At 67.3% G+C, this 19,503-nt stretch carries 20 protein-coding genes, 1 tRNA gene and 1 pseudogene; 8 read left to right on the forward strand and 14 right to left on the reverse strand.

The window, feature by feature from the left end:
• Window positions 1-4: 4 nt before the first annotated feature.
• From L6E10_RS24300 to L6E10_RS24330, 7 genes and pseudogenes are all read right to left on the reverse strand, one after another.
• Window positions 5-850 (reverse strand): GGDEF domain-containing protein, encoded by an 846-nt coding sequence (locus L6E10_RS24300; RefSeq protein ID WP_236221848.1) that lies wholly within the window; start codon window positions 848-850, stop codon window positions 5-7.
• A 141-nt stretch (window positions 851-991) separates the two neighbouring features.
• Window positions 992-1,444: a hypothetical protein gene (locus tag L6E10_RS24305; protein WP_236221849.1), complete on the reverse strand. Its 453-nt coding sequence runs from the start codon at window positions 1,442-1,444 to the stop codon at window positions 992-994.
• Window positions 1,437-2,561 carry a tRNA dihydrouridine synthase DusB gene (gene dusB / locus L6E10_RS24310; protein ID WP_374237419.1) on the reverse strand — a complete coding sequence of 375 codons (1,125 nt, stop codon included), beginning with the start codon at window positions 2,559-2,561 and terminating at the stop codon, window positions 1,437-1,439. Before dusB ends, L6E10_RS24305 begins: the two co-directional genes overlap by 8 nt.
• Before the next feature lie 42 nt (window positions 2,562-2,603).
• The gene (locus tag L6E10_RS24315; protein ID WP_236221850.1) at window positions 2,604-3,254 is read right to left on the reverse strand and encodes a DUF4276 family protein; all 651 of its coding nucleotides are present in this window, start codon (window positions 3,252-3,254) and stop codon (window positions 2,604-2,606) included.
• A complete protein-coding gene (locus tag L6E10_RS24320; protein WP_236221851.1) occupies window positions 3,251-4,660 on the reverse strand; it encodes an AAA family ATPase in 1,410 nt (469 codons plus the stop codon). Before L6E10_RS24320 ends, L6E10_RS24315 begins: the two co-directional genes overlap by 4 nt.
• 117 nt (window positions 4,661-4,777) lie before the next feature.
• Window positions 4,778-5,035, reverse strand: a pseudogene (locus L6E10_RS24325) (tRNA-dihydrouridine synthase); the annotation flags it as partial.
• A 76-nt stretch (window positions 5,036-5,111) separates the two neighbouring features.
• Window positions 5,112-5,633: a macro domain-containing protein gene (locus L6E10_RS24330; RefSeq protein WP_236221852.1), complete on the reverse strand. Its 522-nt coding sequence runs from the start codon at window positions 5,631-5,633 to the stop codon at window positions 5,112-5,114.
• 122 nt (window positions 5,634-5,755) lie between these two features.
• Between L6E10_RS24330 and L6E10_RS24335 the strand changes: the two genes are divergently transcribed.
• Together L6E10_RS24335 and L6E10_RS24340 are read left to right on the forward strand one after the other, a co-directional pair.
• Window positions 5,756-6,436: a DUF4241 domain-containing protein gene (locus tag L6E10_RS24335; RefSeq protein WP_236221853.1), complete on the forward strand. Its 681-nt coding sequence runs from the start codon at window positions 5,756-5,758 to the stop codon at window positions 6,434-6,436.
• A 209-nt stretch (window positions 6,437-6,645) separates the two neighbouring features.
• On the forward strand, window positions 6,646-7,122 hold the full coding sequence (locus tag L6E10_RS24340) for a DUF6328 family protein (protein WP_236221854.1): 477 nt from the start codon (window positions 6,646-6,648) through the stop codon (window positions 7,120-7,122).
• On the opposite strand, the gene L6E10_RS24345 is transcribed toward L6E10_RS24340, so the two are convergent.
• The gene (locus tag L6E10_RS24345) at window positions 7,087-7,782 is read right to left on the reverse strand and encodes a hypothetical protein (protein WP_236221855.1); all 696 of its coding nucleotides are present in this window, start codon (window positions 7,780-7,782) and stop codon (window positions 7,087-7,089) included. The genes L6E10_RS24340 and L6E10_RS24345 overlap by 36 nt on opposite strands.
• A gap of 157 nt (window positions 7,783-7,939) precedes the next feature.
• Here L6E10_RS24345 and L6E10_RS24350 point away from each other — a divergent pair, with 157 nt between their 5' ends.
• Both L6E10_RS24350 and L6E10_RS24355 read left to right on the forward strand, forming a co-directional pair.
• Window positions 7,940-8,902, forward strand: coding sequence for an NAD(P)-dependent alcohol dehydrogenase (locus tag L6E10_RS24350; RefSeq protein ID WP_236221856.1), 963 nt, complete (start codon window positions 7,940-7,942; stop codon window positions 8,900-8,902).
• 229 nt (window positions 8,903-9,131) lie between these two features.
• On the forward strand, window positions 9,132-10,574 hold the full coding sequence (locus L6E10_RS24355) for an MDR family MFS transporter (RefSeq protein WP_236221857.1): 1,443 nt from the start codon (window positions 9,132-9,134) through the stop codon (window positions 10,572-10,574).
• Between the two features lie 460 nt (window positions 10,575-11,034).
• Here the strand turns inward: L6E10_RS24355 and L6E10_RS24360 are convergent, their stop codons facing one another.
• The 3 genes from L6E10_RS24360 to L6E10_RS24370 all read right to left on the reverse strand — a co-directional run bounded on the left by L6E10_RS24360 (window position 11,035) and on the right by L6E10_RS24370 (window position 14,160).
• Window positions 11,035-11,766, reverse strand: coding sequence for a hypothetical protein (locus L6E10_RS24360; RefSeq protein ID WP_236221858.1), 732 nt, complete (start codon window positions 11,764-11,766; stop codon window positions 11,035-11,037).
• Between the two features lie 223 nt (window positions 11,767-11,989).
• A complete protein-coding gene (locus tag L6E10_RS24365; protein WP_236221859.1) occupies window positions 11,990-12,907 on the reverse strand; it encodes a DUF6346 domain-containing protein in 918 nt (305 codons plus the stop codon).
• A 923-nt stretch (window positions 12,908-13,830) separates the two neighbouring features.
• Window positions 13,831-14,160, reverse strand: coding sequence for a hypothetical protein (locus L6E10_RS24370; protein ID WP_236221860.1), 330 nt, complete (start codon window positions 14,158-14,160; stop codon window positions 13,831-13,833).
• Window positions 14,161-14,387: 227 nt separating this feature from the next.
• Between L6E10_RS24370 and L6E10_RS24375 the strand changes: the two genes are divergently transcribed.
• Window positions 14,388-14,615 carry a hypothetical protein gene (locus tag L6E10_RS24375; RefSeq protein WP_308102869.1) on the forward strand — a complete coding sequence of 76 codons (228 nt, stop codon included), beginning with the start codon at window positions 14,388-14,390 and terminating at the stop codon, window positions 14,613-14,615.
• A gap of 74 nt (window positions 14,616-14,689) precedes the next feature.
• Here L6E10_RS24375 and L6E10_RS24380 read toward each other — a convergent pair.
• Window positions 14,690-14,765 (reverse strand) — tRNA-Lys (locus L6E10_RS24380).
• Window positions 14,766-15,026: 261 nt separating this feature from the next.
• Between L6E10_RS24380 and L6E10_RS24385 the strand changes: the two genes are divergently transcribed.
• Together L6E10_RS24385 and L6E10_RS24390 are read left to right on the forward strand one after the other, a co-directional pair.
• Window positions 15,027-16,145: a serine hydrolase gene (locus L6E10_RS24385; protein ID WP_236221861.1), complete on the forward strand. Its 1,119-nt coding sequence runs from the start codon at window positions 15,027-15,029 to the stop codon at window positions 16,143-16,145.
• Window positions 16,142-17,161 (forward strand): serine hydrolase, encoded by a 1,020-nt coding sequence (locus tag L6E10_RS24390; RefSeq protein WP_236221862.1) that lies wholly within the window; start codon window positions 16,142-16,144, stop codon window positions 17,159-17,161. Before L6E10_RS24385 ends, L6E10_RS24390 begins: the two co-directional genes overlap by 4 nt.
• Before the next feature lie 5 nt (window positions 17,162-17,166).
• Here L6E10_RS24390 and L6E10_RS24395 read toward each other — a convergent pair whose 3' ends face one another.
• The gene (locus L6E10_RS24395; protein WP_236221863.1) at window positions 17,167-18,075 is read right to left on the reverse strand and encodes a GTP-binding protein; all 909 of its coding nucleotides are present in this window, start codon (window positions 18,073-18,075) and stop codon (window positions 17,167-17,169) included.
• An 11-nt stretch (window positions 18,076-18,086) separates the two neighbouring features.
• A complete protein-coding gene (locus L6E10_RS24400) occupies window positions 18,087-18,884 on the reverse strand; it encodes an LLM class F420-dependent oxidoreductase (RefSeq protein ID WP_236221864.1) in 798 nt (265 codons plus the stop codon).
• Between the two features lie 91 nt (window positions 18,885-18,975).
• On the opposite strand from L6E10_RS24400, the gene L6E10_RS24405 reads away from it, so the two are divergent.
• Window positions 18,976-19,503, forward strand: coding sequence for a hypothetical protein (locus L6E10_RS24405; RefSeq protein WP_236221865.1), 528 nt, complete (start codon window positions 18,976-18,978; stop codon window positions 19,501-19,503).

The following is a 19,503-nucleotide window of genomic DNA, read 5'->3' on the forward strand; positions in this document are numbered from 1 at the left end:
TCACTCAGTAGTAGTCGAGAGCACGTGTTTGCGCGATCGCGCGCCTGCCCGAGGCAGCACCCGCGAGGCGAACCCGTCCGTCGGCACGATACGCCACCGCGTTGCGCCCCAACTGCTTGGCCGTGTACAGGAGGCTGTCGGCGCGCAGGAGCTGTTGCTCGGCGCTGACGGCGGGGCGTTCCGGCGCCTCGTCGGCGGGCGGCTCGTACGCGAGGCCCGCGCTGACGGTCACGCGCAGCCCCGGAGCGATCTCGTGCCACGGGTGACGCTCGACACGTTCCCGGGCCGCCTCGGCGATCTCCAGAGCGGTCGCGGCGTCCACGCGGGGAAGCACGAGCACGAACTCCTCACCGCCGTAGCGGGCGCAGAAGGCGCCCTCCGGCAGGCCGTCCTGGAGCAGCTCGACCACCCGCTGCAGCACCCGGTCGCCCAGCAGGTGGCCGAAGGTGTCGTTGACCTGCTTGAACCAGTCGAGGTCGATCAGCGCGATGGCGAGCCCGTGCCGGCACGCCCCGTGCTCGGTCAGCAGGTCCATCAGCCGTTGGTCGAGGTAGCGGCGGTTGTAGGTGTCGGTGAGGCTGTCGCGCAGGCTCTGCTCCCGGGCCTCGGCGTGCTCCCGGCGCAGCCTGTCGACCTCGCGGCGCAGCTGCTCCGGGACGTGCGGCTCCTCGATCTGGTCCGCGTAGACGAGGTCGAGCGCGGAACGCAGGTGCAGGTACGCCTTGCGCCACTCCCCGCGGGAGGCGAACAGCGTCGCGATGGACTCGTGCAGGGTGATCGGCCCGGTTCCCTGCTCGTCGACACCGGTGTCGGGCTGGGGATCTGCGATCTCGGGTCGCAGCGCGGTCATCGCGGTCACCTCCTTACCTGCCAGGTGTCGTCTCCGAAGAGGCGGCGCTTGAGCCAGAAGGGCGCGTGGGGGCGGGATTTCCCCCGTCCGGTTGACCGTCGCCTGCTCCGATCCAGTGAGCGTGGAAGACCGGCAACCTGGTCAGCCACCGAGACAGGGTGCGAACCCGTACACCTGTCCGTCCAGGTGCACCACGTGCAGCGATCCGATCTGGCTGCCCACCACCGCGCCGTCCCGGCTGAGCGTGATCGTGACGGCGACGACGTACACGTTCCCGCGCGGGTGGGCCTTCTCACCGGGGGGTGCCCAGTCGGCATCCGTGCGAAGCGTGGCCCACGTCGGTTCGACCTTTACGGTGGCGCCCCGCAGGTCGCACGTCTTCTGCCGGAAGTCCGGGTGCTGGGTCTCCTTCAGCAGCCTCTGCTGCTGGGACGCGCCCTCGTCCCCCGCCTTGTTGAGGCGCTCGTAGAACTCACGGAACCGGGCGCGGTCGCCGTCGGACAGGCTGGCCGGTTTCGCCGTGCCCGCGACCGGGCCGGTGCAGCCCGCGAGGAGCGCGAGCGAGACGAGGAGGACCGCGATGCGTTCAGCCACCGGAGTGCATCACGTCCGCACCGGTCGGCACCGTCGCGTCCTCGGGGTCGTCCAGCCACCCCTCGGGCAGCACGACCTTCGCCGAGGAACCCTGCCTGCCGCGAGGCCCTTCCGCGTTCGCGGGGAACGGGACGCTCCCGTCGAGCGTGCCGATGAGGTCGTCCAGCTCCTGCAGGCTCGACACCATCGCGAACGCCCGCCGCGTGTCACCGCCCACCGGGAAGCCGTGCCAGTACCAGGCCATGTGCTTGCGCAGGTCGCGCAGGCCCTTGTGCTCCCCGTCGTGGGCGGCGAGGAGCTGGGCGTGCCTGCGCAGCACCTCGGCGACCTCGCCGAGGTTCGGGCCCTGCGGGACCGGCTCGCCCCGGAACGCCGCCTGCAGGTCGCGGAAGAGCCACGGCCGGCCGAGGCAGCCACGCCCGACCACCACGCCGTCGCAGCCGGTCCGCGCCACCATGTCGAGCGCGTCCTGGGCGCTGAAGATGTCGCCGTTGCCGAGCACCGGGATGCTCGTGACGGCCTCCTTGAGCCGCGCGATGGCGGTCCAGTCGGCCTTGCCGGAGTAGCGCTGCGACGCCGTGCGCGCGTGCAGTGCCACGGCCTGTGCACCCTCGTCCTGCGCGATACGTCCCGCGTCGAGGTACGTCAGGTGGTCGTCGTCGATGCCGATGCGGAACTTCACGGTGACCGGCATGTCCCCGGCGTTGCGGACCGCGGCCCGCACGATCTGCCGGAACAGCTCCCGCTTGTACGGCAGCGCCGCCCCGCCGCCCTTGCGCGTCACCTTGGGCACCGGGCAGCCGAAGTTCATGTCCATGTGGTCCGCGAGGTTCTCGTCCACGATCATCTTCGTGGCCTCGCCGACGTTGCGCGGGTCGACGCCGTAGAGCTGCATCGACCGCGGGTTCTCGTCCTCGTCGAACGTGATCATGTGCATCGTCATCGGGTCGCGTTCGACCAGCGCGCGTGCCGTGATCATCTCGCAGACGTAGAGCCCGGCCCCGTACTGACGGCACAGCTGCCGGAACGCCACGTTGGTGATGCCGGCCATGGGGGCGAGCACGACGGGCGGGTCGACGGCGAACGGGCCGATCTTCAGCGTGGAGGGAACGGGCACGCCCTCCAGGTTACGGCACTGACCTGCCGCGATCTTCACCTGTCAAGCGCTGCGACTACTGTTTGGCTCGGCCGCCATTAGTCCAGCCTCAAGCTCACTAATGAATCTATTCCAAGAGGGAACGCTGCATACGCTACCTGTGGGATCCAGGCGTTCGAGAAGCTGGCGGCGATGTTGCGAGAAGCGGTCATTGAATTTGCTGAGTTTCCTGCCGCTCAAGCCGGACGCAATTGCGAGTTTTTCCTTCAGTAGCTTCTTGGGATCTGGGACGGTCTCGATCCTGGAGGGATGGGGAAGATCAAGTGGGACTTTGCCTTTGGGACTTCCGGCAACCTGCCTCAATTCCTCCTCATTGGTAAGTAGCCATGCTTCGGTCATGCGCACGGGAATTACTGTGGTAAAAGGGGTGTCAGGTGCCGTTGCGGCTACGGCGCTGCTGATCTCTTTAAAGCGCGCTTCATGGCCGTCACGATCTGCGTCTCTGTGTACAACAATTAGGTCGTAGGTTCCTCCGATTTCGATGGATGCCCTTATTTTATCCGCGACAGCATTCCCGGGAGGATTTCGTAGCCTGCCTAGGTCTGGATCCGTGACGGCGATTTCTATGTTGAGTCGCGCGGCGCACAGTTCAACTTGGGGAACAAGGCCGCTATCGCTTATTCCTTCTCCGAGGAATAGAATGCTGACCGTCACGCGTACTCCAGGCTAGTTTGCACCCCTGGTGGAGTGGTCAGGTATGGAAGCACGTCCAGCTTTGTTACAGGGACCTCGTCGGGCTGGCTTGCGCGCCAAGTGCCATCCATTGGGCGTAGTCGTAGAGCATGTGCTTTAGTTCCGTCGGGTGTATTCTTTATGGCGGTATCGGCAAATAGAAGGTTCTGGGGATCCACAAGCTGCACAATTCCTGGTGAGTGCGTGTTGATGATCACCTGGCGAAACGGATTATCGACGCCAGGTGCTTCGCTTGGGTCTACAGCCAAATCCTCAACAAGGTTTACCATGGCTCCGAGGTTTGCCGGATGTATGCCGTTTTCAGGCTCTTCCATGCAGATAAGCCCGGTTACGGTTGGATCCTCCAAGAGCACGCACAGTGCCAGGAAGCGCAGGGTCCCCTCAGAGAGGCTTCTTGCGGGAAGTTCAAGGCCGCTAGCTTCTCGCAGTTGGATAGTCAGTAGTTCGCGTGCGTCGTCTTCTTGAACACGAAGACTGCGAACACGTACACCAGCAAGATCAGCGAGTCGTCCGGTTACCTTGGCGTAAACGTTTTCTGGATCCGTGGTGTCATCGCTGAGTGCAACTCGAAAAAGAGTTCCCGGCAGATGGAGTCCGTTTGCATTCATTGATCGCGGATCGACATAACGATCCGAAGTTCTCAGCGCTGAAGGCTCAAGCGCGAGCCTCCTCCAGGACTGCATCTCGCGGCGTGCCGCGAGGATCGTCGGGTCGTCTGCGCTTGTGACTGTGCTGACCACCGTTGCTGGGGCGCGATAGGCGGCTGATGGCTTCGGTTGTCCGCGGCTTCCTCCGTCTTGATGGATTTTAATGACGGGTTGATCGTTCTCGATTGCAGTAGAAATGAAAGCTTTACCGCTGCGATGGCCTTTCAGGATTGACTTCCTGAATTTTCCCGCATTGTGCGGGAATCGGAGACGTTTCGGCGCGTCCCCTAGATTGATGTGCTGAAGCGATTCTTCGAGTAGTGTGAGGCGTCCGATCTTCTCTGAACCGCGAGCTGCCTGGTATCCCAAGGAAAGCTCGTATCGAAGAAAAGTGATCGTCGGTCTGCTGGGGCGTCCGAAGTCATCCTCGACCTCGCCGGGGACGATCATCTCTGCTGCGAACTTTAGTCGCGGATTAGATGCGCTGTAGCCGTTCCAGAACAAGTCTCGTGGATCGCCTGTGCGTTCGCCGTGTATTCCACGAACCTCTTGAGCTGCGTCGAGCAGTGACCTGTCGGCTAGGAGACTAAGGAAGTGGATGGCATCAAAAACGTTCGACTTTCCTGTGCCGTTCTCTCCGGCAATGCAGGTGAAGGCGCCAAAATCGATGTTTGTGTCGACGAGATTTTTGAAGCCGTCAACTTCAAGCCGTGTCAGCATCCGTGACCTCCTGTGTGGAAGGATGACACATGATCGCAGATGTCCTGTAAGTCTTCGCGCAAAACTGCGGTGACACTCCAGCGCGCTCGATGCGGTCGATCGTCAGCGTGTTGGCTTCGGGCAGCCGAAGTTCATGTCCATGTGGTCCGCGAGGTTCTCGTCCACGATCATCTTCGTGGCCTCGCCGACGTTGCGCGGGTCGACGCCGTAGAGCTGCATCGACCGCGGGTTCTCGTCCTCGTCGAACGTGATCATGTGCATCGTCATCGGGTCGCGTTCGACCAGCGCGCGTGCCGTGATCATCTCGCAGACGTAGAGCCCGGCCCCGTACTGACGGCACAGCTGCCGGAACGCCACGTTGGTGATGCCGGCCATGGGGGCGAGCACGACGGGCGGGTCTACGGCGAACGGGCCGATCTTCAGCGTGGAGGGAACGGGCACGCCCTCCAGGTTACGGCACTGACCTGCCGCGATCTTCACCGAGCGTGACCGCGATCGCGTCGTGGGTCTCCCGGTCGAACGCCACCAGCCGGATCGTGGCCACGGAGGGCGACGACGACCGGATCGCCCGCGTCGCGATCTCCGCCGCCCTGCGCACCGGGAAGCCGTAGACCCCGGTCGCGATCGCCGGGAAGGCGATGCTGCGCGCCCCGAGCCCGGCGGCCAGCCGCAGCGAGTGGACGTAGCAGGCGGCGAGCACCTCGTCCTCGCCGTGGCCGCCGCCCTCCCAGACCGGCCCGACGGTGTGGATCACGTGCCTGACCGCCGCGAGGTCGAACGCGGGTGTGGCCACGGCCTGTCCCGGTGCGCACGGCGCCAGCTCCGCCCCGGCCCGCGCGAGCCGCGGCCCGGCCGCCCGGTGGACCGCCCCGTCCACCCCGCCGCCGCCGAGCAGCGACTCGTTGGCCGCGGTCACGACGACGTCGACTCGCTGCCGGGTGATGTCGCCCAGCACCAGCTCGATCTCTTCCATGCTGACCAGCGTGGCAGCGGATCCGTTGCGCGGAAGGGGGTCTTCACGGACGGCGAACACCCCGGTGCCCCGATCGGGTGTCGGGGGCTTCTGCCAACATGCCCCTGGAGGTGGTCGACGGCATGGGGGCGGTTGCACTGATCAGGTCCGGGTTCGAGCGGTTCTTCGTGGACGGGCCCGTGGGCAGGCCGACCGGCGGCGGTGAACAGCAGGTCGTCACCGTCCAGCAGGCCGGTGAGCTGGCCCTGCCGACCGGCAGGCTGGTGGCGGCGGACCCGTTCGTGTTGTGGCCGGAGGACGCGGAGGCGTTCACCGACGAGGTCGAGCCGGGCAGCTACCCGGTGTCGGTCTCGCTGGTGTCGTACCTCGACGGCGACGGGTTCCCCGACCTGCGCCAGGGTTACCGCGTCGCGGCGGCGAAGGTGACGGTGCGGGACGAGCCCGCGTACTCGTGGCGGCCGGCGGTCCTGCCCGGTGAGCACGTGCCGATGCTGCCGGTCATGCCGGAGTTCGGCTACGAGGTGAAGTCGAGCACCGGCGCGTTCTTCGACCTGTCCGCCGCCCCGGCGCTCGACCGGCTGGCGAGCGACGACGAGGCGGGCAACTGCGACCTGATCGACGCCCTGAGCGCGGTCGGCGGTGGGCGCGGCCCGGCCACCGTGGCCGATCCCCGGACCGGGCTGAACGTCGTGGCGTTCTCGACCGGCTGGGGCGACGGCGTCTACCCGACCTGGGTGGGCCGCAACACCGCGGGCGACCCGGTGGCGTTCGTGACCGACTTCTTCGTGATCAACAAGTTCTAGTCCGAGGTCCGCGACGGCCCACCCGCCCGGCGCGGGCAACACCGCCGGGCGGGTGTGCGCGTGTTCGCGGTGCGGCAACCGCCGTTCGGTGAACTGCCGGTCCACAATGGACGAGTACGTCGTTCGTGATGTGGTGAGAACGGCTTCACCCAGCCATTTTTGCGTCCGAATGGATGTTTCGCCCCCTCCAAGGCGGGTAAGAGGATGAGGTGAGCGAAGCCGAGGAGTCCGACCAACGCAGACTCGCCCGCAACGTGAACGAGCTGATGCAGGAGCTCCGCGTGGCGCAGGCCAGTGTGCAGATCCTGTTCGGCTTCCTGCTCTCCATAGCGTTCACCGAGAAGTACGTCACCGTCGGTTCGTACATCCGCATCACCCACCTGGTCACGGTGCTGTGCGCCGCGGTGGCCGTCGCGTTCCTCACCGCTCCCGCCGCGTGGCACCGCATGCTGTTCCGGCAGGGCCGCCGCGAGGACGTCGTCAGCCAGGGCAACACGTTCGCGCTCGTCGGACTCGCCTTCCTGGCCCTGGCCATGACCGGCACCGTCCTGCTGCTCGCGGAGGTCGTCCTCGGCGGCTGGCCCGCGCTGGTGGTCGGCGGCCTGGCGTTCGCGATCTTCACCGGGCTGTGGTTCGTGCTGCCGTTCGCGTCATCCCAGCGTGCTCAGGACGGCGAGGAGCCCTAACCCCACGGCCACCGGGACAGCCGTCAGCACGCCCCTCCTCGTGGGGCGCGGTTGCTCGCGGATCGTCCTGATCCCCAGCGGCACCAGTGCGACGCACAGCCCGATCGTTCCGGCGACCGACAGGACGTCGGTCCCCTTCAGCACGCCGAGCGGCAGCAGTCCCGTCGACGCCAGCGCCACCGCCCTGACCACGCCGAGAACCCCGGCGCGGTACGCCCCGACCGCCAGCACGAACCAGCCGCACATGATCGTGAAGCTCAGGTAGCTGAACAGGTGCAGCTCCCCGTACCCCTGCGCGACCAGGTCCGTCGCCCGGTCGACCCCGAGGTGCTCCACGGCGTTGAAGGCCGCCTGGTCGACGCCCGCGTGGAACGTCCGCCCGAACAGCCCGACCGTCACGAGGACGCCACCCCAGACCGCCCACCGCGGTGCGCGTTCCGCGATCCCGTGCGCGAGCCGGGCGACCGCGGCCCACAGGACCACGGTGCCCGCCAGGAAAGCCGTGTAGGCCGCGCGCATCAACGCCGGGTGCTCGGCCACCGCGCGCAACTGGTCGGGGAAGAAGAAGTGGAACGGCGAGCGCAACAGCGTTCCCGCCAGCAGCAACACCGGGCCGGCGACCAGCGCCGTGCCACCGACCCACCCGTTCGGAAACCTCATGCCGGACGACGTTGTCACCGCCGCGCGTCCGGCGGATCGGCCCGCGGTCCGAGATGGCTCTCGGCCCGTGGTCCGACCCCTAGGTGGCACCCTGCTTTCTCCCTGATTCCCGGATCCGTTGCTCCGCAACGGTTCCGGCCGTCCCTACCGTCGTCGCATGAGAGCCGCCGTGCACACGAGCTTCGGTCCGCCCGACGTCGTCCAGGTGGTGGAGAAGCCGGTGCCGGCGCTCCGCCGGGGCGACGTCCTGGTCAAGGTCCACGCCACCACCGTGACGTCGGCCGAGTGCGCGATGCGCCGCGGCGAACCCCGGTGGGGTCGCGTGGTCCTCGGCCTGCGCCGGCCGCGTCCCCGGCTGCGCACGCTGGGACTCGAGGTGGCGGGCGTGGTGGAGTCCGCCGGTTCCGGTGTGACGCGGTTCCGCCCCGGTGACCAGGTCTTCGGGTTCACCGGCTTCTCGGTGGGCGGCCACGCCGAGTACGTCCGCCTCCCCGCCGAAGGCTCGTTGTGCCGGAAGCCGGAGAGCGTGACCTTCGCCGAAGCCGCCGCGGCCGTGGACGGCGCCACGACGGCGTTGTTCTTCCTGCGCGACAGGGCGGGTGTCCGGCCGGGGCAGCGGGTGCTGGTCAACGGCGCCTCCGGGAGCATCGGCACCTACGCCGTCCAGCTGGCCAAGCACCTGGGCGCCGTGGTCACCGCCGTCTGCGGCCCGTCGAACGTCGAGCTGGTGAGGTCACTGGGCGCCGACGAGGTGGTCGACTACACGGAGCGCGACTTCACCGACGACCTGGACACCTATGACGTCGTGTTCGACACGGTGACCAAGTCGTCGTTCCGCCGTTCGCGCCGCGCCCTGCGCCGTGGCGGCAAGTACCTCCCCACCACCGGCCTGGCGAACCACCTCTGGGCGTGGGGGACGGCGTTCCTCGGCAAGCGCGTCGTCGCCGGCATGTCCGTGGACAAGCGGGCGACCCTGCCGTTCGTCAGCGCGCTGCTGGAGTCCGGCGAACTGCGCGTCGTCATCGACCGCACGTACCCGTTGAGTGACATCGCTGCTGCGCACCGTTATGTCGATGCCGGTCACAAACGCGGCAATGTCGTGATAGCGGTCACTTCTTGAAACCGGTCGGATCCGTGTCGATTCCCGCTCTCGCTGTTCGACGTGCCGGTAGACGGGCAAGCACCTGATCCGCCGGGGGCGGAATTCAGGTGAGACCGCCGCGGAGATGAGGAACACTCGGGCTCATCGATGAGTTCCACCTGATCTGCCGGTCTCCACCGGTGTCACGGGTGACGCCGGCGGCCTTGGCCGCGACGCGACTGCCAGAAACCTAGTGAGGGTCACTGACATGACTGCTGCGATCCAAGACCGACCGGACGCGAAGGCGGGCCGGACACCCCTGGTGGTGCGCCTGCTGGTGCTCGCCACGTTCGTCGTGATCCTCAACGAGACGCTGATGATCAACGCGATCCCGCGCCTCATGGAGTCGATGCACGTCACCGAACAGGCCGCCCAATGGGTGTCGACCGCGTTCATGCTCACCATGGCCGCCGTCATCCCGGTGACCGGCTGGTTCATGCAGCGCGTCACGACCCGTCAGAGCTACGCGATCGCGATGGGCGTCTTCATCGCCGGAACCGCGATCTCCGCCGTCGCACCGTCGCTGCCGGTCCTGCTCCTCGGCCGCATCGTGCAGGCCGCGGGCACCGCCGTGATGTTGCCGCTGCTGATGACCACGCTGATGACCGTCGTGCCCGAACGGGACCGCGGCCGGGTCATGGGCAGCGTGACCCTGGCGATCTCCGTGGCGCCGGCCCTCGGCCCGGCCATCTCCGGCCTGATCCTGCAGCTCGGTTCGTGGCGCCTGCTGTTCGTGGCGGTCCTCCCGATCGCCGGCGCGGTGACCTACTTCGGCCTGCGGCAGCTCAAGAACATCGGTGAGCCCGAGGTCAGCTCGCTGGACTGGCTGAGCGCGGTCATGGCCGCACTCGGCTTCGGCGGCCTGGTCTACGGCCTGAGCCTCTTCGGCGAACGCGACTCCCACCTCGGCCCCACCCTCGGCATCGTCCTCGCCGGCGCGGCCACCGTCACGGTGTTCGTGGTCCGCCAGCTCAGGCTGCAGCGCACCGGCGCCCCGCTGATGGACCTCCGCACCCTCGGCCACCGCACCTACGGCCTCTCGCTGGCCCTGATGTGCGTCGCGTTCCTGGCGATGATGGGCGCGATGATGCTGCTGCCCCTCTTCCTGCAGAACATCCGGGCGCTCTCCCCGCTGCAGACCGGCCTCCTGCTCATGCCCGGCGGCCTCGCCATGGGCCTGCTCGGCCCCACCGTCGGCAAGCTCTACGACCGCTTCGGCAGCCGCCCGCTGGTCCTGCCGGGCTCCATCGGCCTGGTCGCTTCCCTCGCGGGCTTCACCCAGATCTCCATGACCATGCCGTACTGGCAGGTCCTGGGCCTGCACGCCCTGCTGATGGTGAGCCTCGCGGCCATGTTCACCCCGATCTTCACCCTGGGCATGGGCGCGCTCCCGCCGAACCTGTACCCGCACGGCAGCTCGATCCTGGGCACGCTGCAGCAGGTGGCGGCGGCCATGGGCACCGCCCTGGTGGTGACCGTGATGTCCGCCCGAGCGGGTCAGCTGGTCACCGAAGGCGCCGCCGAGTCCGCGGCACAGCTGAGCGGCATGCGCCTGGCGTTCGTGGTCGCGACCGCCCTGGCGGTGGTCACCATCGTCGTCGCCGCGCTCCTGCCGAGCAGGACGAGCGACTCCGGCCACGCCGGCCACTGAGACACCACTTCGAGGCCCCGGATCTCCTGGTCCGGGGCTTCTCGCCGTGCCGGGAAAGGCAGGTGGGGCCCCGGACATGTCCAGTCCAGGGCCCCGGGTTGCCGCCCATTTGCGCACACCAGCGACTTTTAAGAGCCGGATCAGTCCTTAGGTCGCCGCGCTCTTCCGTTGAGCTACGGCCGCACGAGAGCGGCCAGCAGGATTCGAACCTGCACCTCGGCGAGTCTTGTCCGTGCTCGAGCGATCTGGCGTTCGGCGGAAATGCTGAACCTGGAGCGAGAGTCTGAGCTTGATCCCGGCTTGCCTCTACCGATTGGGCCACCCCGGCCTGCGAGTGCCGGGAGAGGGATTCGAACCCCCACTTTTCACCGAGTGGTTCAGGCTGACGTTCAGTTTCAGCTTTCACGCTCCCACGTGCGGGGAGCGCACCCCCGCGCTCCAGCGGGGGAGTCTGTGGACGCTACCGGAACAGGTAGTCGAAGACCACGTCACCGACGCGCTGGTCGGTGATCTCGAGGCTGTTGGCTTCCTCCCGGGCGAACTTCACCGCGTGCTGCAGCTTCTCGACCCGGTCGACGAGCTCGTTGACCCGCCGGGCCGGCAGCGCACCCGAGAACTTCACCGTGGTCCAGTACCCCACCGGGATGTCCTCGTAGTACACCTCGACCTGCGCCGGGTGCTTCTCCGTCGCCTCGGCCTTGACGTGGTTGCGCGGCACCTTCTTGGTGCGGATCGTCCGAACCTGCTCGGTGCGCCAGTAGTCGGCGGACTCGTCGAAGCTCCAGTCCTCCGCCGCGTCGAGCAAGGGCAGCTTCTTCACGAACGTGTGCAGGTCCGTCAGCTGCTTCTCGAGGAACAGCAGGTACGACACAGGCACGTCACGCAGCAACGTCCGCCCGTCGACCACCACGTCGGCCTTCGCAACGCAGTTGGCCCAGTCCTTGGTCGCCGTGACGTCGAAGAGCCGGGTCATCACGGCCGCCGTCCTGCGCAGCACGTCCTCGGCCTTCACCTGCACGCGGGTGGACTCCGGCGGCAACACCTCGCCGTCCTCGTCCTTCGGCTGGTACGTCCGGGAGATACCGGCCAGCAACGCGGGCTTCTGCAGCCCGTGGTGCGCGTCGGTGAGGTCCCGAAGCGTGCCCCCTTTGACACTCTTCTCCACCGCGATGATCTGGTTCAGCTTCGTCATGCCGCACCCCCCTTTTTGGTCCAGCGCACCGTACTTGGCACACACCCGCGCTCGCACGCGATTTCACCAACAGGTCCACTCATCGCACAGATGTGGTCTTGCACCGAGCACTGTGGACTGCCGCGTCCGACGCACGCTCGGCCTCAGTCGAACCTGATCGAGGATGCTCGCGCGCTCGGCCGGCGACACGAGCCCCATTCCGGGTCGGCGAACAAGACCGAACTCATGCGCTACTGATGTCCTCGCGGGCGTACGTCGCCTGGCTGAACTGCCCAATTGCCACGTGGATGCGGGTGGCCTGCTCGGTGCCGAACCTGCCGATCCGCACAGCATCACCGTTGCGAGGCTGGATGATCAGAACTTGGCGACGGGTCAGCCGCACCTCCTGGATCTCAGCCCAACTGAGCTGCGCGCCGCGCCACTCCAGGCCGTCGGGCGAGATCGCGATCATCGGTCCTCGCACCAACCGCCACGCGACGGCGGCGATGACGAGGACGACCAGAGCCCAGGCCCCGACCACTGCACCTGTCGCGACGGCGTCGCCCTGAAACGCCGACGAGTTGTACACGAAGACACCAACACACCCGAGCAGAAAGACGAAGAACAGCCACACCCGTCGACGCCCGGCAAAGACACGAACCGCGCGATCAGGTTCCGTGGAGCTGTCAGGACGTTGGTAGCGCATAGGCTTGCGGCGCGACTTGCGCCGCTCCGGCAACAACCGCCACGCGACCGCGATGTACACGTAGAACCAGAGAATGCCGAACGGCAGAAGCAGAACCATGCCCCACCCCGCGTAGGGGCGCACCGGCTGCAAGTCACCGCGGTTGAACCCCTCACCAGCCACCTGCCTGCCGATGAGCTCGGGACGGAGAAAGCCTCGCGCCGTCGTGGTGACGACGTTGCCGTTGACCTTGTTCGTGACCGTGGCGCGGCACTCGTACACCCAGCCGAAGCCGCGCAGCGTCACAGGGCCATGCCGATCGCACGACGTGGCGACGATGACGTGGCTGGCCTCGCTCAGGTCTTCGGTCTCGACCTTGTCCGAGAAGTAGTTGAAGATCGTCGCTCCGAGCAGGTACCCGAGGACGGGGATGACCAGGAAGGCGAAGATCCGGTGCAGGATGCGGACGGCTTTCATCCGCCGTTGGCTTCCTTGAGCTTCTCGTCCTGCTTCTTCACTTCTTCAGCTCCCAGGCCTCGCCATATCTGCAGCTACCGCTGTCTTTGCCTTCATCTTCCCAGTCACGGAACTTGATGGACTTCCCTGGTCGCTTTCATTCCGAACTCGGATACCAACTCCGCGGAAGCGGTCTTGAGACTGTCTAACGCGACCTGGTGACAGCCGACGAGCGCGCGGACCTCCACAGGCGCCGGACCTCGCCCACTCACCGACCAGAGCCCTCGTCCAGCGGTTGCTGCCGTTCCTGCTCATCATCTCGAGCAATGGCCGCCGGAGCACAGCCCTGGCGCAGCACGACGACGGCGAGTACTACGACGACGTAGAAGGGCTACTCCTGTTTGCAGCGTTCGGCACGCCGGAACGAGACGCTGACGAGAGCCGAAGGCCCAGGAGGTCCGCTCGATGCCGCAGCTTGAGGGTCAGAGGGGTAGAGCGTGTCAAAGGCGTGGCAGCGATCTTGAAATGCGAAACCCCAGGCCTGTGACCTGGGGGTTTGGTGGGCCGCCAGGGACTCGAAACCTGAACCCGAAGAGTAAGAGCACTCGCTTGGCGTTTTCGTCGATCTTCCTCGACAGCGCTCGCTACCTGCGCGGATGCGGTCTTAATCTGAACACTGTGGACAGTCGCATCTCGACGTTTGTCGTCGTTTTGTGAGGGTTAGGTATGGGTTGATCTTGGTCTTCTGGAGCCGCCCGCACCCCTACCGTCATCCCGACACTGAGCCTTGAACGCGGCTGGTGGCGTTGGGTCAAGGCACTCGTTCCAGCCTTACATGACGTCCCCGGCTGTTGTCATGCTCGCGGCGTTGGGATAACTCGGCCTGGTGCTCATCAGGTCTCTGCCGCTGATGGCACATCTCGGTGCTGCCACGCGCGCCTGAATCAGAAGCGGAAGCGGGCCATGTCGCCCTCGACCCGAACCATGACAGGCGTGATAGGTGCCCCACCTTTGAGTGGCACGAGCACGAGTCCTGAGGTCATGATCGCGTCATCGGCTGTGCGGGCTGCCTCCAGATCGCCGCGACGCCAGGCTTCTCTGGAGCGGTCGTTGAGGGGGCGGAAGTCTTCCCATGCTGGGCCAGGGTGGAAACGGCAGTCGGACCAGAACATGTCCTGCGCCTCGAAGGTCAGCGTCCCGACAAGCTGGTCTTCCAGCTTGAGCTCCCAACTCTCTGCCTGTGAATCGCTCGTCCTGTCGCTGCTCGTGGCCACGCCTCAACCCTACGAGGTTAGGCCCCTACTCGGTGGCAAGGCGGCGTAGCCGTCGCGGCAGTCGAGCGCCAGGACCAGCAGTCCGCGGTGACCCTGACGGCGCTCGTAGGGAGCTGCTGGCCGGCATTGCTCTATGGGTAAGTGCGTCGGTTGGGGCAAGGCTGGAGGACGGCGCGCAGCGCCGCCCGGCCGACCGGCGGAGCGAAGCGGATGCCGGGAGTGCCGGGATGGATGCTGGTGCAGCGCCAGACCGCACGCGTCGCCAGCGGCGGCGCCTTGATGAGGCGGGGCTCTCCGCGCGGCAGGTCGCGGACCAGCTCGGCCACGCACGGCCGTCCATGACGCAGGACACCTACATGGGTCGGAAGCTGGTCGACCGGCGGGCTGCGGACGCCCTGGAGGACGCGCTCGGAGAGCCAAAAGAAGATCAGCCGGAAGACGGCGAAGTTGAATGACCAGCGGTTTTGTGTGGGTTAAGTGTGGGGAGACCCGGACAAAGCGAAACCCCCAGGCCTGTGACCTGGGGGTTTGGTGGGCCGCCAGGGACTCGAACCCTGAACCCGAAGATTAAAAGTCTCCTGCTCTGCCAATTGAGCTAGCAGCCCTCGCCGGCACAGCCTACCGATCTCCCCCTCCGCATGTCCTCCGGGTTGCCCGCCTGGCGCAGACGGGCGCGAGCTCAGCCAACGAGCGCTGCACAGCGACTGGCTGGCATCGGCCACGCCAGGCAAGGCCCCGACCACCGCGGAACGACGTCCAGGGGCAGGAGGTAGAGCCTGCTCCACCCCAAGGACGGAAGCGTGCGCGACTGCGCCGGCACCCCCTCGGTTGGAAGTCTGTCCTCACCACGGCAAGGGGAGGCAGAGATGAAGAAGACGCTGGTAGGGGTTCTGGCGACGGCCATGCTGTTCACCGGGACGGCCACGGCCGCGCCATCGACCACGGTGCAGAAGCAGCTCGACGGGCTCACCAAGCAGCACGAGTTCCCGGCGGCGCTGGCCACGGTCACCGAGGACGGCGGCAGGACGACGCACTACGTGTCGGGCACGGCCGAGTTGGGCAAGCGGGTGCCGGTGCCGCGCAACGGGCAGGTGCGGGCCGGGTCGAACACCAAGGCGTTCGTGGCGGCGGTGGTCATGCAGCTCGTCGGGGAAGGCAAGGTCGAGCTCGACAAGCCGATCAACCACTACCTGCCGAAGGCGGTCAAGGACGATCGGATCACCGTCCGGCAGCTGCTCAACCACACCAGCGGGCTCGCAAACTACACGAACTACCTCGGCCTCGAGAAGTTCGAGGAGCTGCGGCACCGCTACTTCGAACCGCGTGAGCTGCTCGACGTCGGCAACGCGCATCCCGTCACGAACGAGCCCGGTGCGAAGTTCAAGTACAGCAACACGAACTACGTGCTGCTCGGGCTGCTCATCCAGAAGACGACCGGGCGGCCGGTCGCGGAGCAGGTGGAGCAGCGGATCATCAAGAAGCTGAACCTCCGGGACACCTACTGGCCCGGTGTCGGTGACGAGACCATCAAGGGCAAGCACGCGCGCGGGTACTCGAAGACGGGCAACGGCATCGAGGACGTCACCGAGATGGACCCGAGCTGGGGCTGGGCCGCGGGGCAGATCATCTCCACGACGAAGGACCTCAACACCTTCTACCGCGGGTTGCTGAAGGGCGATCTGCTGAAGAAGGCGCAGCTCGACGAGATGAAGAAGACCGTCGACACGGCCGGCGAGATGTGGCCGGGTGTCGAGTACGGGCTCGGGATCGCCAGTGCGCCGCTGTCCTGCGGTGGGCGCTCGTGGGGTCACGGTGGTGACATCCACGGTTACGAGACGCGCGGTGGTGTCACCGAGTCCGGCCGGGCGTTCTCCGTTGCCGTCACGGCGTTGCCGGGCACGTTCCAGGACACGCCCGAAGAGGCCAACGCGGCCCACGAGGCCGTGCTCGCCTCGGTCGACGCCGCCCTGTGCGGTGCGAAGTGATCGCCGCCGCCGTCGCGGCGCTTTCGCTTCTCGTTCCGCAGCAGCTCGACCAGATCGTCCGGGACGGCACGCCGGGGGTCGAGGCCCACGTGCACGGCCGCGACCTCGCGAGAGGTAACGCGCCGCTCGGCGGGCAGGTGCGGATCGGCAGCATCACCAAGTCGTTCGTGGCCGTCGCGACGCTGAAGCTGGTCGCGGAGGGCAAGGTCTCGCTCGACGAGCCGGTCAACCGGTTCGTGCCGCACGTCGCGGACCGCCGCATCACCGTGCGCCAGGTCCTGCAGCACACCAGCGGCCTGCCGGACTACGTCATCCAGGTCGGCGTCCCGAAGATCGCTGACGTCCGCGACAGGTACTTCGCGCCGCACGAACTGCTCGACGCCGCGCTCGCACAGCCGGTGAGCTTCCAGCCGGGCGAGAAGTACGGGTACAGCAACACGAACTACGTCGTGGCCGGCCTGCTGATCCAGAAGGTCACCGGACGCCCGGTCGGTGAGGCGCTCGACGGGGTGATCAGGAAGGCCGGTCTGAAGGACACCTACTGGCCGGGGCAGGGCGAGCAGCGCATCCGCGGCCGGCACGCCCAAGCCTTCGCGCTGAGCGACCTGCTCGACCCGAAGTCGAAGGTGGTCGACGCGACCGACATGGAGACGTCCGCCGCGTGGGCGTCCGGTGCGATGGTCTCCACGCCCCGGGACGTCGCGAAGTTCTTCAAGGCCCTGCTCGGGGGCGAGCTGCTGCCGAAGGCGCAGCTCGACGAGATGCGCAAGACCGTCGCGGTGGACGAGAAGAGCGCCTACGGGCTCGGCCTGGAGAGCACCGAGCTGAGCTGCGGCGGGGTCTGGTGGGGCCACGGCGGCTCGATCCACGGGTGGGCGTCGCTGGGCGGGGCGACGGACGGCGGCAAGTCGGCCGCGATCACGCTCACCGCGTTGCCCGGCACGTTCGGCGACGACCCCGCGAAGAAGTTCCAGCAGGTGTTCGACGTCGTGGACACCGCGCTCTGCAAGAAGTAGCGACGTCAGCGGGCGTATCGAAGCACCCAGAGCATGTCCTGCTCGGTGACCGGTCCGTCCGCGACGCACGCCAGCAGCCAGTCCGTCAGCGACTCCGGATCGATGCCCGCCCCGATCAGCACCAGCTGCGTCGGGGCTTCGTCGACCGGGGTGAACGACACGTACGCGCCGACGGTGTGCAGCATGAAGGTGCCGAGGGGGAACCGCACGAAACCCTTGGCGCGGAACAGGCCTTCCGGCCGGGCGCTCAGGAAGTCCATGAACAGCTTGGGGTGCAGCGGCTCGTCGCACTCGAAGGACACGCTGTCGTACGAGGCGTGCGCGTGCGTCGAGTGGTCTTCCAGGTCGTCGAACGACAGCTGCCGCGGTCCCGTGTCCGGCGGCCGCACCTCGAACAGCAGCGCCGGGTCGATCTGCCCGTACGTGACGGGGAGCACCGGGGCCGAGCAGGGCAGCGACGGCAACGACGAGACCCGGTCGACCTTGTTCAGCACCACCAGGTCGGCCAGCGCGAGGTCGCGCTCGAGGTGCGGCACGGCGCCGAGCTCCACCGCGTCGACCACGTAGATCAGCCCGCCGTACGAGACACCGGGCGCCTGCAGCACCATGCGGACCATGGCGGCGGGCTCGGCGAGCCCGGACGCCTCGATCACGATGACGTCCAGGTCCGCCGAGGCCAGCTTCTCGAGCATCGAGTCGAGCTCGGAGCCGTCGACGGCGCAGCACAGGCAGCCGTTCGACAGCGTCACCATCGAGTCGACCTGCGCGGACACCGCGAACGCGTCGATGTTGATCCGCCCGAAGTCGTTCACCACGACGCCGATCCGCGTGCCGCCGGAGGTGCGCAGCAGGTGGTTGAGCAGGGTGGTCTTGCCGGAACCGAGGAAGCCGGCGAGCACGACAACGGGGATCACGACGTCCCAGGCTAGCCGGTGAACTCCGCGTTCCTCCGCAACACCTCGTCCACCGTGCCGTCGAAGATCGGCGGGTAGATCACCAGCTCGTCGACGCCGAGGTCCTCGTACTCGCGGACCACCGCCGCGGTCAGCGGGACCTGCGCGGACACGCTGATCCGGAAGCCGTCGGGCCGCGAGGGGAACCGGGCGAGGTGGCCGCGGATCTCGTCGGGCGTACCGATGCCGAACCACCCCTGCGCGCGGGTGACGGCCCGCCGGAACGCCGACGGGCTGTGGCCGCCGACGACCACGCGCACGTTCGACGGCCGCGGGTGGGCGTCGACACCGGAGAACGACACGTACTGGCCGGAGAACGACGGTGCGGGCGCGTGCCAGAGCTGGTCCATCGCGTCCAGGTACTCGTCCGTCCGCTTGCCGCGGTCGTCGAACGGCACCCCGACCGCCGTCATCTCCGGCTCGAGGTACCCGGCGCCGACGCCGAGCGTGAACCGGCCGCCGCTCAGCAGGTCGAGCGACGCCACCTGCTTCGCAAGCACCACCGGGTTGCGCTGGGGCAGGATCACGATGCCGGTCGCGAGCTCGATCGTGGACGTGACCGCCGCCACGTAGCCGAGGTGGGCCAGCGGGTCGACGATCACGGTGTCCGGTTCGGACGGTGACGGGTCGACGCGCGGTGACGGCAGCACCACGTGGTCCGACGCCCACCACGAGCGGTAGCCGAGCGACTCGGCCAGTTGGGCCAGTCGCCGCGTCTCGTCCGGTCGAGCCGTGTCACCGATGTTGAGTCCCTGCACCCCGATGTCCATGACCGGCGCAACGATCGATCTGCGTCGATCATTCCCGCAGATGCAACGGATTCGGACTTTCGCGCATCTGAGTGGCGAAGAGGGGGTGGAGATGGCCGAGTTCCTGGCTGCCGCGGTGGCGTTCCCGACGGTGCTGTTCAGCCTGCTGCTGCTGGTGGTGCTGGCGTACTGGCTCACGGTGGCGCTGGTGGGACTGGACTTCGACGCCCCGGTGCTCCCGATCTCGATCTCGCTGTTCGTCGTGATCACGTGGTTCGCCGCGCTGGTCGGCACGGTGCTCACGCCGGAGGGCTCGCTGCGCTACGCCGTTCTCGCCGCCGCGCTGCTCGTGGGCGCACTCCTCACCAAGATCGTGCTGATTCCGGTCAGGAACTGGACCAGGCCGGAGAAACCCGCGTCCCGCAACGACTTCGTCGGCCGCACGGCGGTCGTCCGGACGGCCAGGGTGACCGAGAACTACGGGCAGGCCGAGGTGACCGCCGACGACGGCGGCACGGCGGTCGTGCAGGTGCGTGCGGCGCAGAGCACCGAACTGAAGGCGGGCCAGACCGCGCTGATCTTCGACTACGACACCGAAGGCGAGTTCTTCTGGGTCGTGGACATCACCACAGGGGGCTGA

Source organism: Lentzea sp. CC55 (genome assembly GCF_021056325.1).
Lineage (GTDB): Bacteria > Actinomycetota > Actinomycetes > Mycobacteriales > Pseudonocardiaceae > Lentzea > Lentzea jiangxiensis.

Coding starts and splice junctions, on each gene's coding strand:
- L6E10_RS24405 (WP_236221865.1), top strand. CDS start 18,976: ATGGCCGAGTTCCTGGCTGCCGCGGTGGCGTTCCCGACGGTGCTGTTC.
- L6E10_RS24385 (WP_236221861.1), top strand. CDS start 15,027: ATGAAGAAGACGCTGGTAGGGGTTCTGGCGACGGCCATGCTGTTCACC.
- L6E10_RS24300 (WP_236221848.1), bottom strand. CDS start 850: ATGACCGCGCTGCGACCCGAGATCGCAGATCCCCAGCCCGACACCGGT.
- L6E10_RS24375 (WP_308102869.1), top strand. CDS start 14,388: ATGGATGCTGGTGCAGCGCCAGACCGCACGCGTCGCCAGCGGCGGCGC.
- L6E10_RS24355 (WP_236221857.1), top strand. CDS start 9,132: ATGACTGCTGCGATCCAAGACCGACCGGACGCGAAGGCGGGCCGGACA.
- L6E10_RS24400 (WP_236221864.1), bottom strand. CDS start 18,884: ATGGACATCGGGGTGCAGGGACTCAACATCGGTGACACGGCTCGACCG.
- L6E10_RS24320 (WP_236221851.1), bottom strand. CDS start 4,660: ATGCTGACACGGCTTGAAGTTGACGGCTTCAAAAATCTCGTCGACACA.
- L6E10_RS24360 (WP_236221858.1), bottom strand. CDS start 11,766: ATGACGAAGCTGAACCAGATCATCGCGGTGGAGAAGAGTGTCAAAGGG.
- L6E10_RS24365 (WP_236221859.1), bottom strand. CDS start 12,907: ATGAAAGCCGTCCGCATCCTGCACCGGATCTTCGCCTTCCTGGTCATC.
- L6E10_RS24345 (WP_236221855.1), bottom strand. CDS start 7,782: ATGAGGTTTCCGAACGGGTGGGTCGGTGGCACGGCGCTGGTCGCCGGC.
- L6E10_RS24330 (WP_236221852.1), bottom strand. CDS start 5,633: ATGGAAGAGATCGAGCTGGTGCTGGGCGACATCACCCGGCAGCGAGTC.
- L6E10_RS24350 (WP_236221856.1), top strand. CDS start 7,940: ATGAGAGCCGCCGTGCACACGAGCTTCGGTCCGCCCGACGTCGTCCAG.
- L6E10_RS24335 (WP_236221853.1), top strand. CDS start 5,756: ATGGGGGCGGTTGCACTGATCAGGTCCGGGTTCGAGCGGTTCTTCGTG.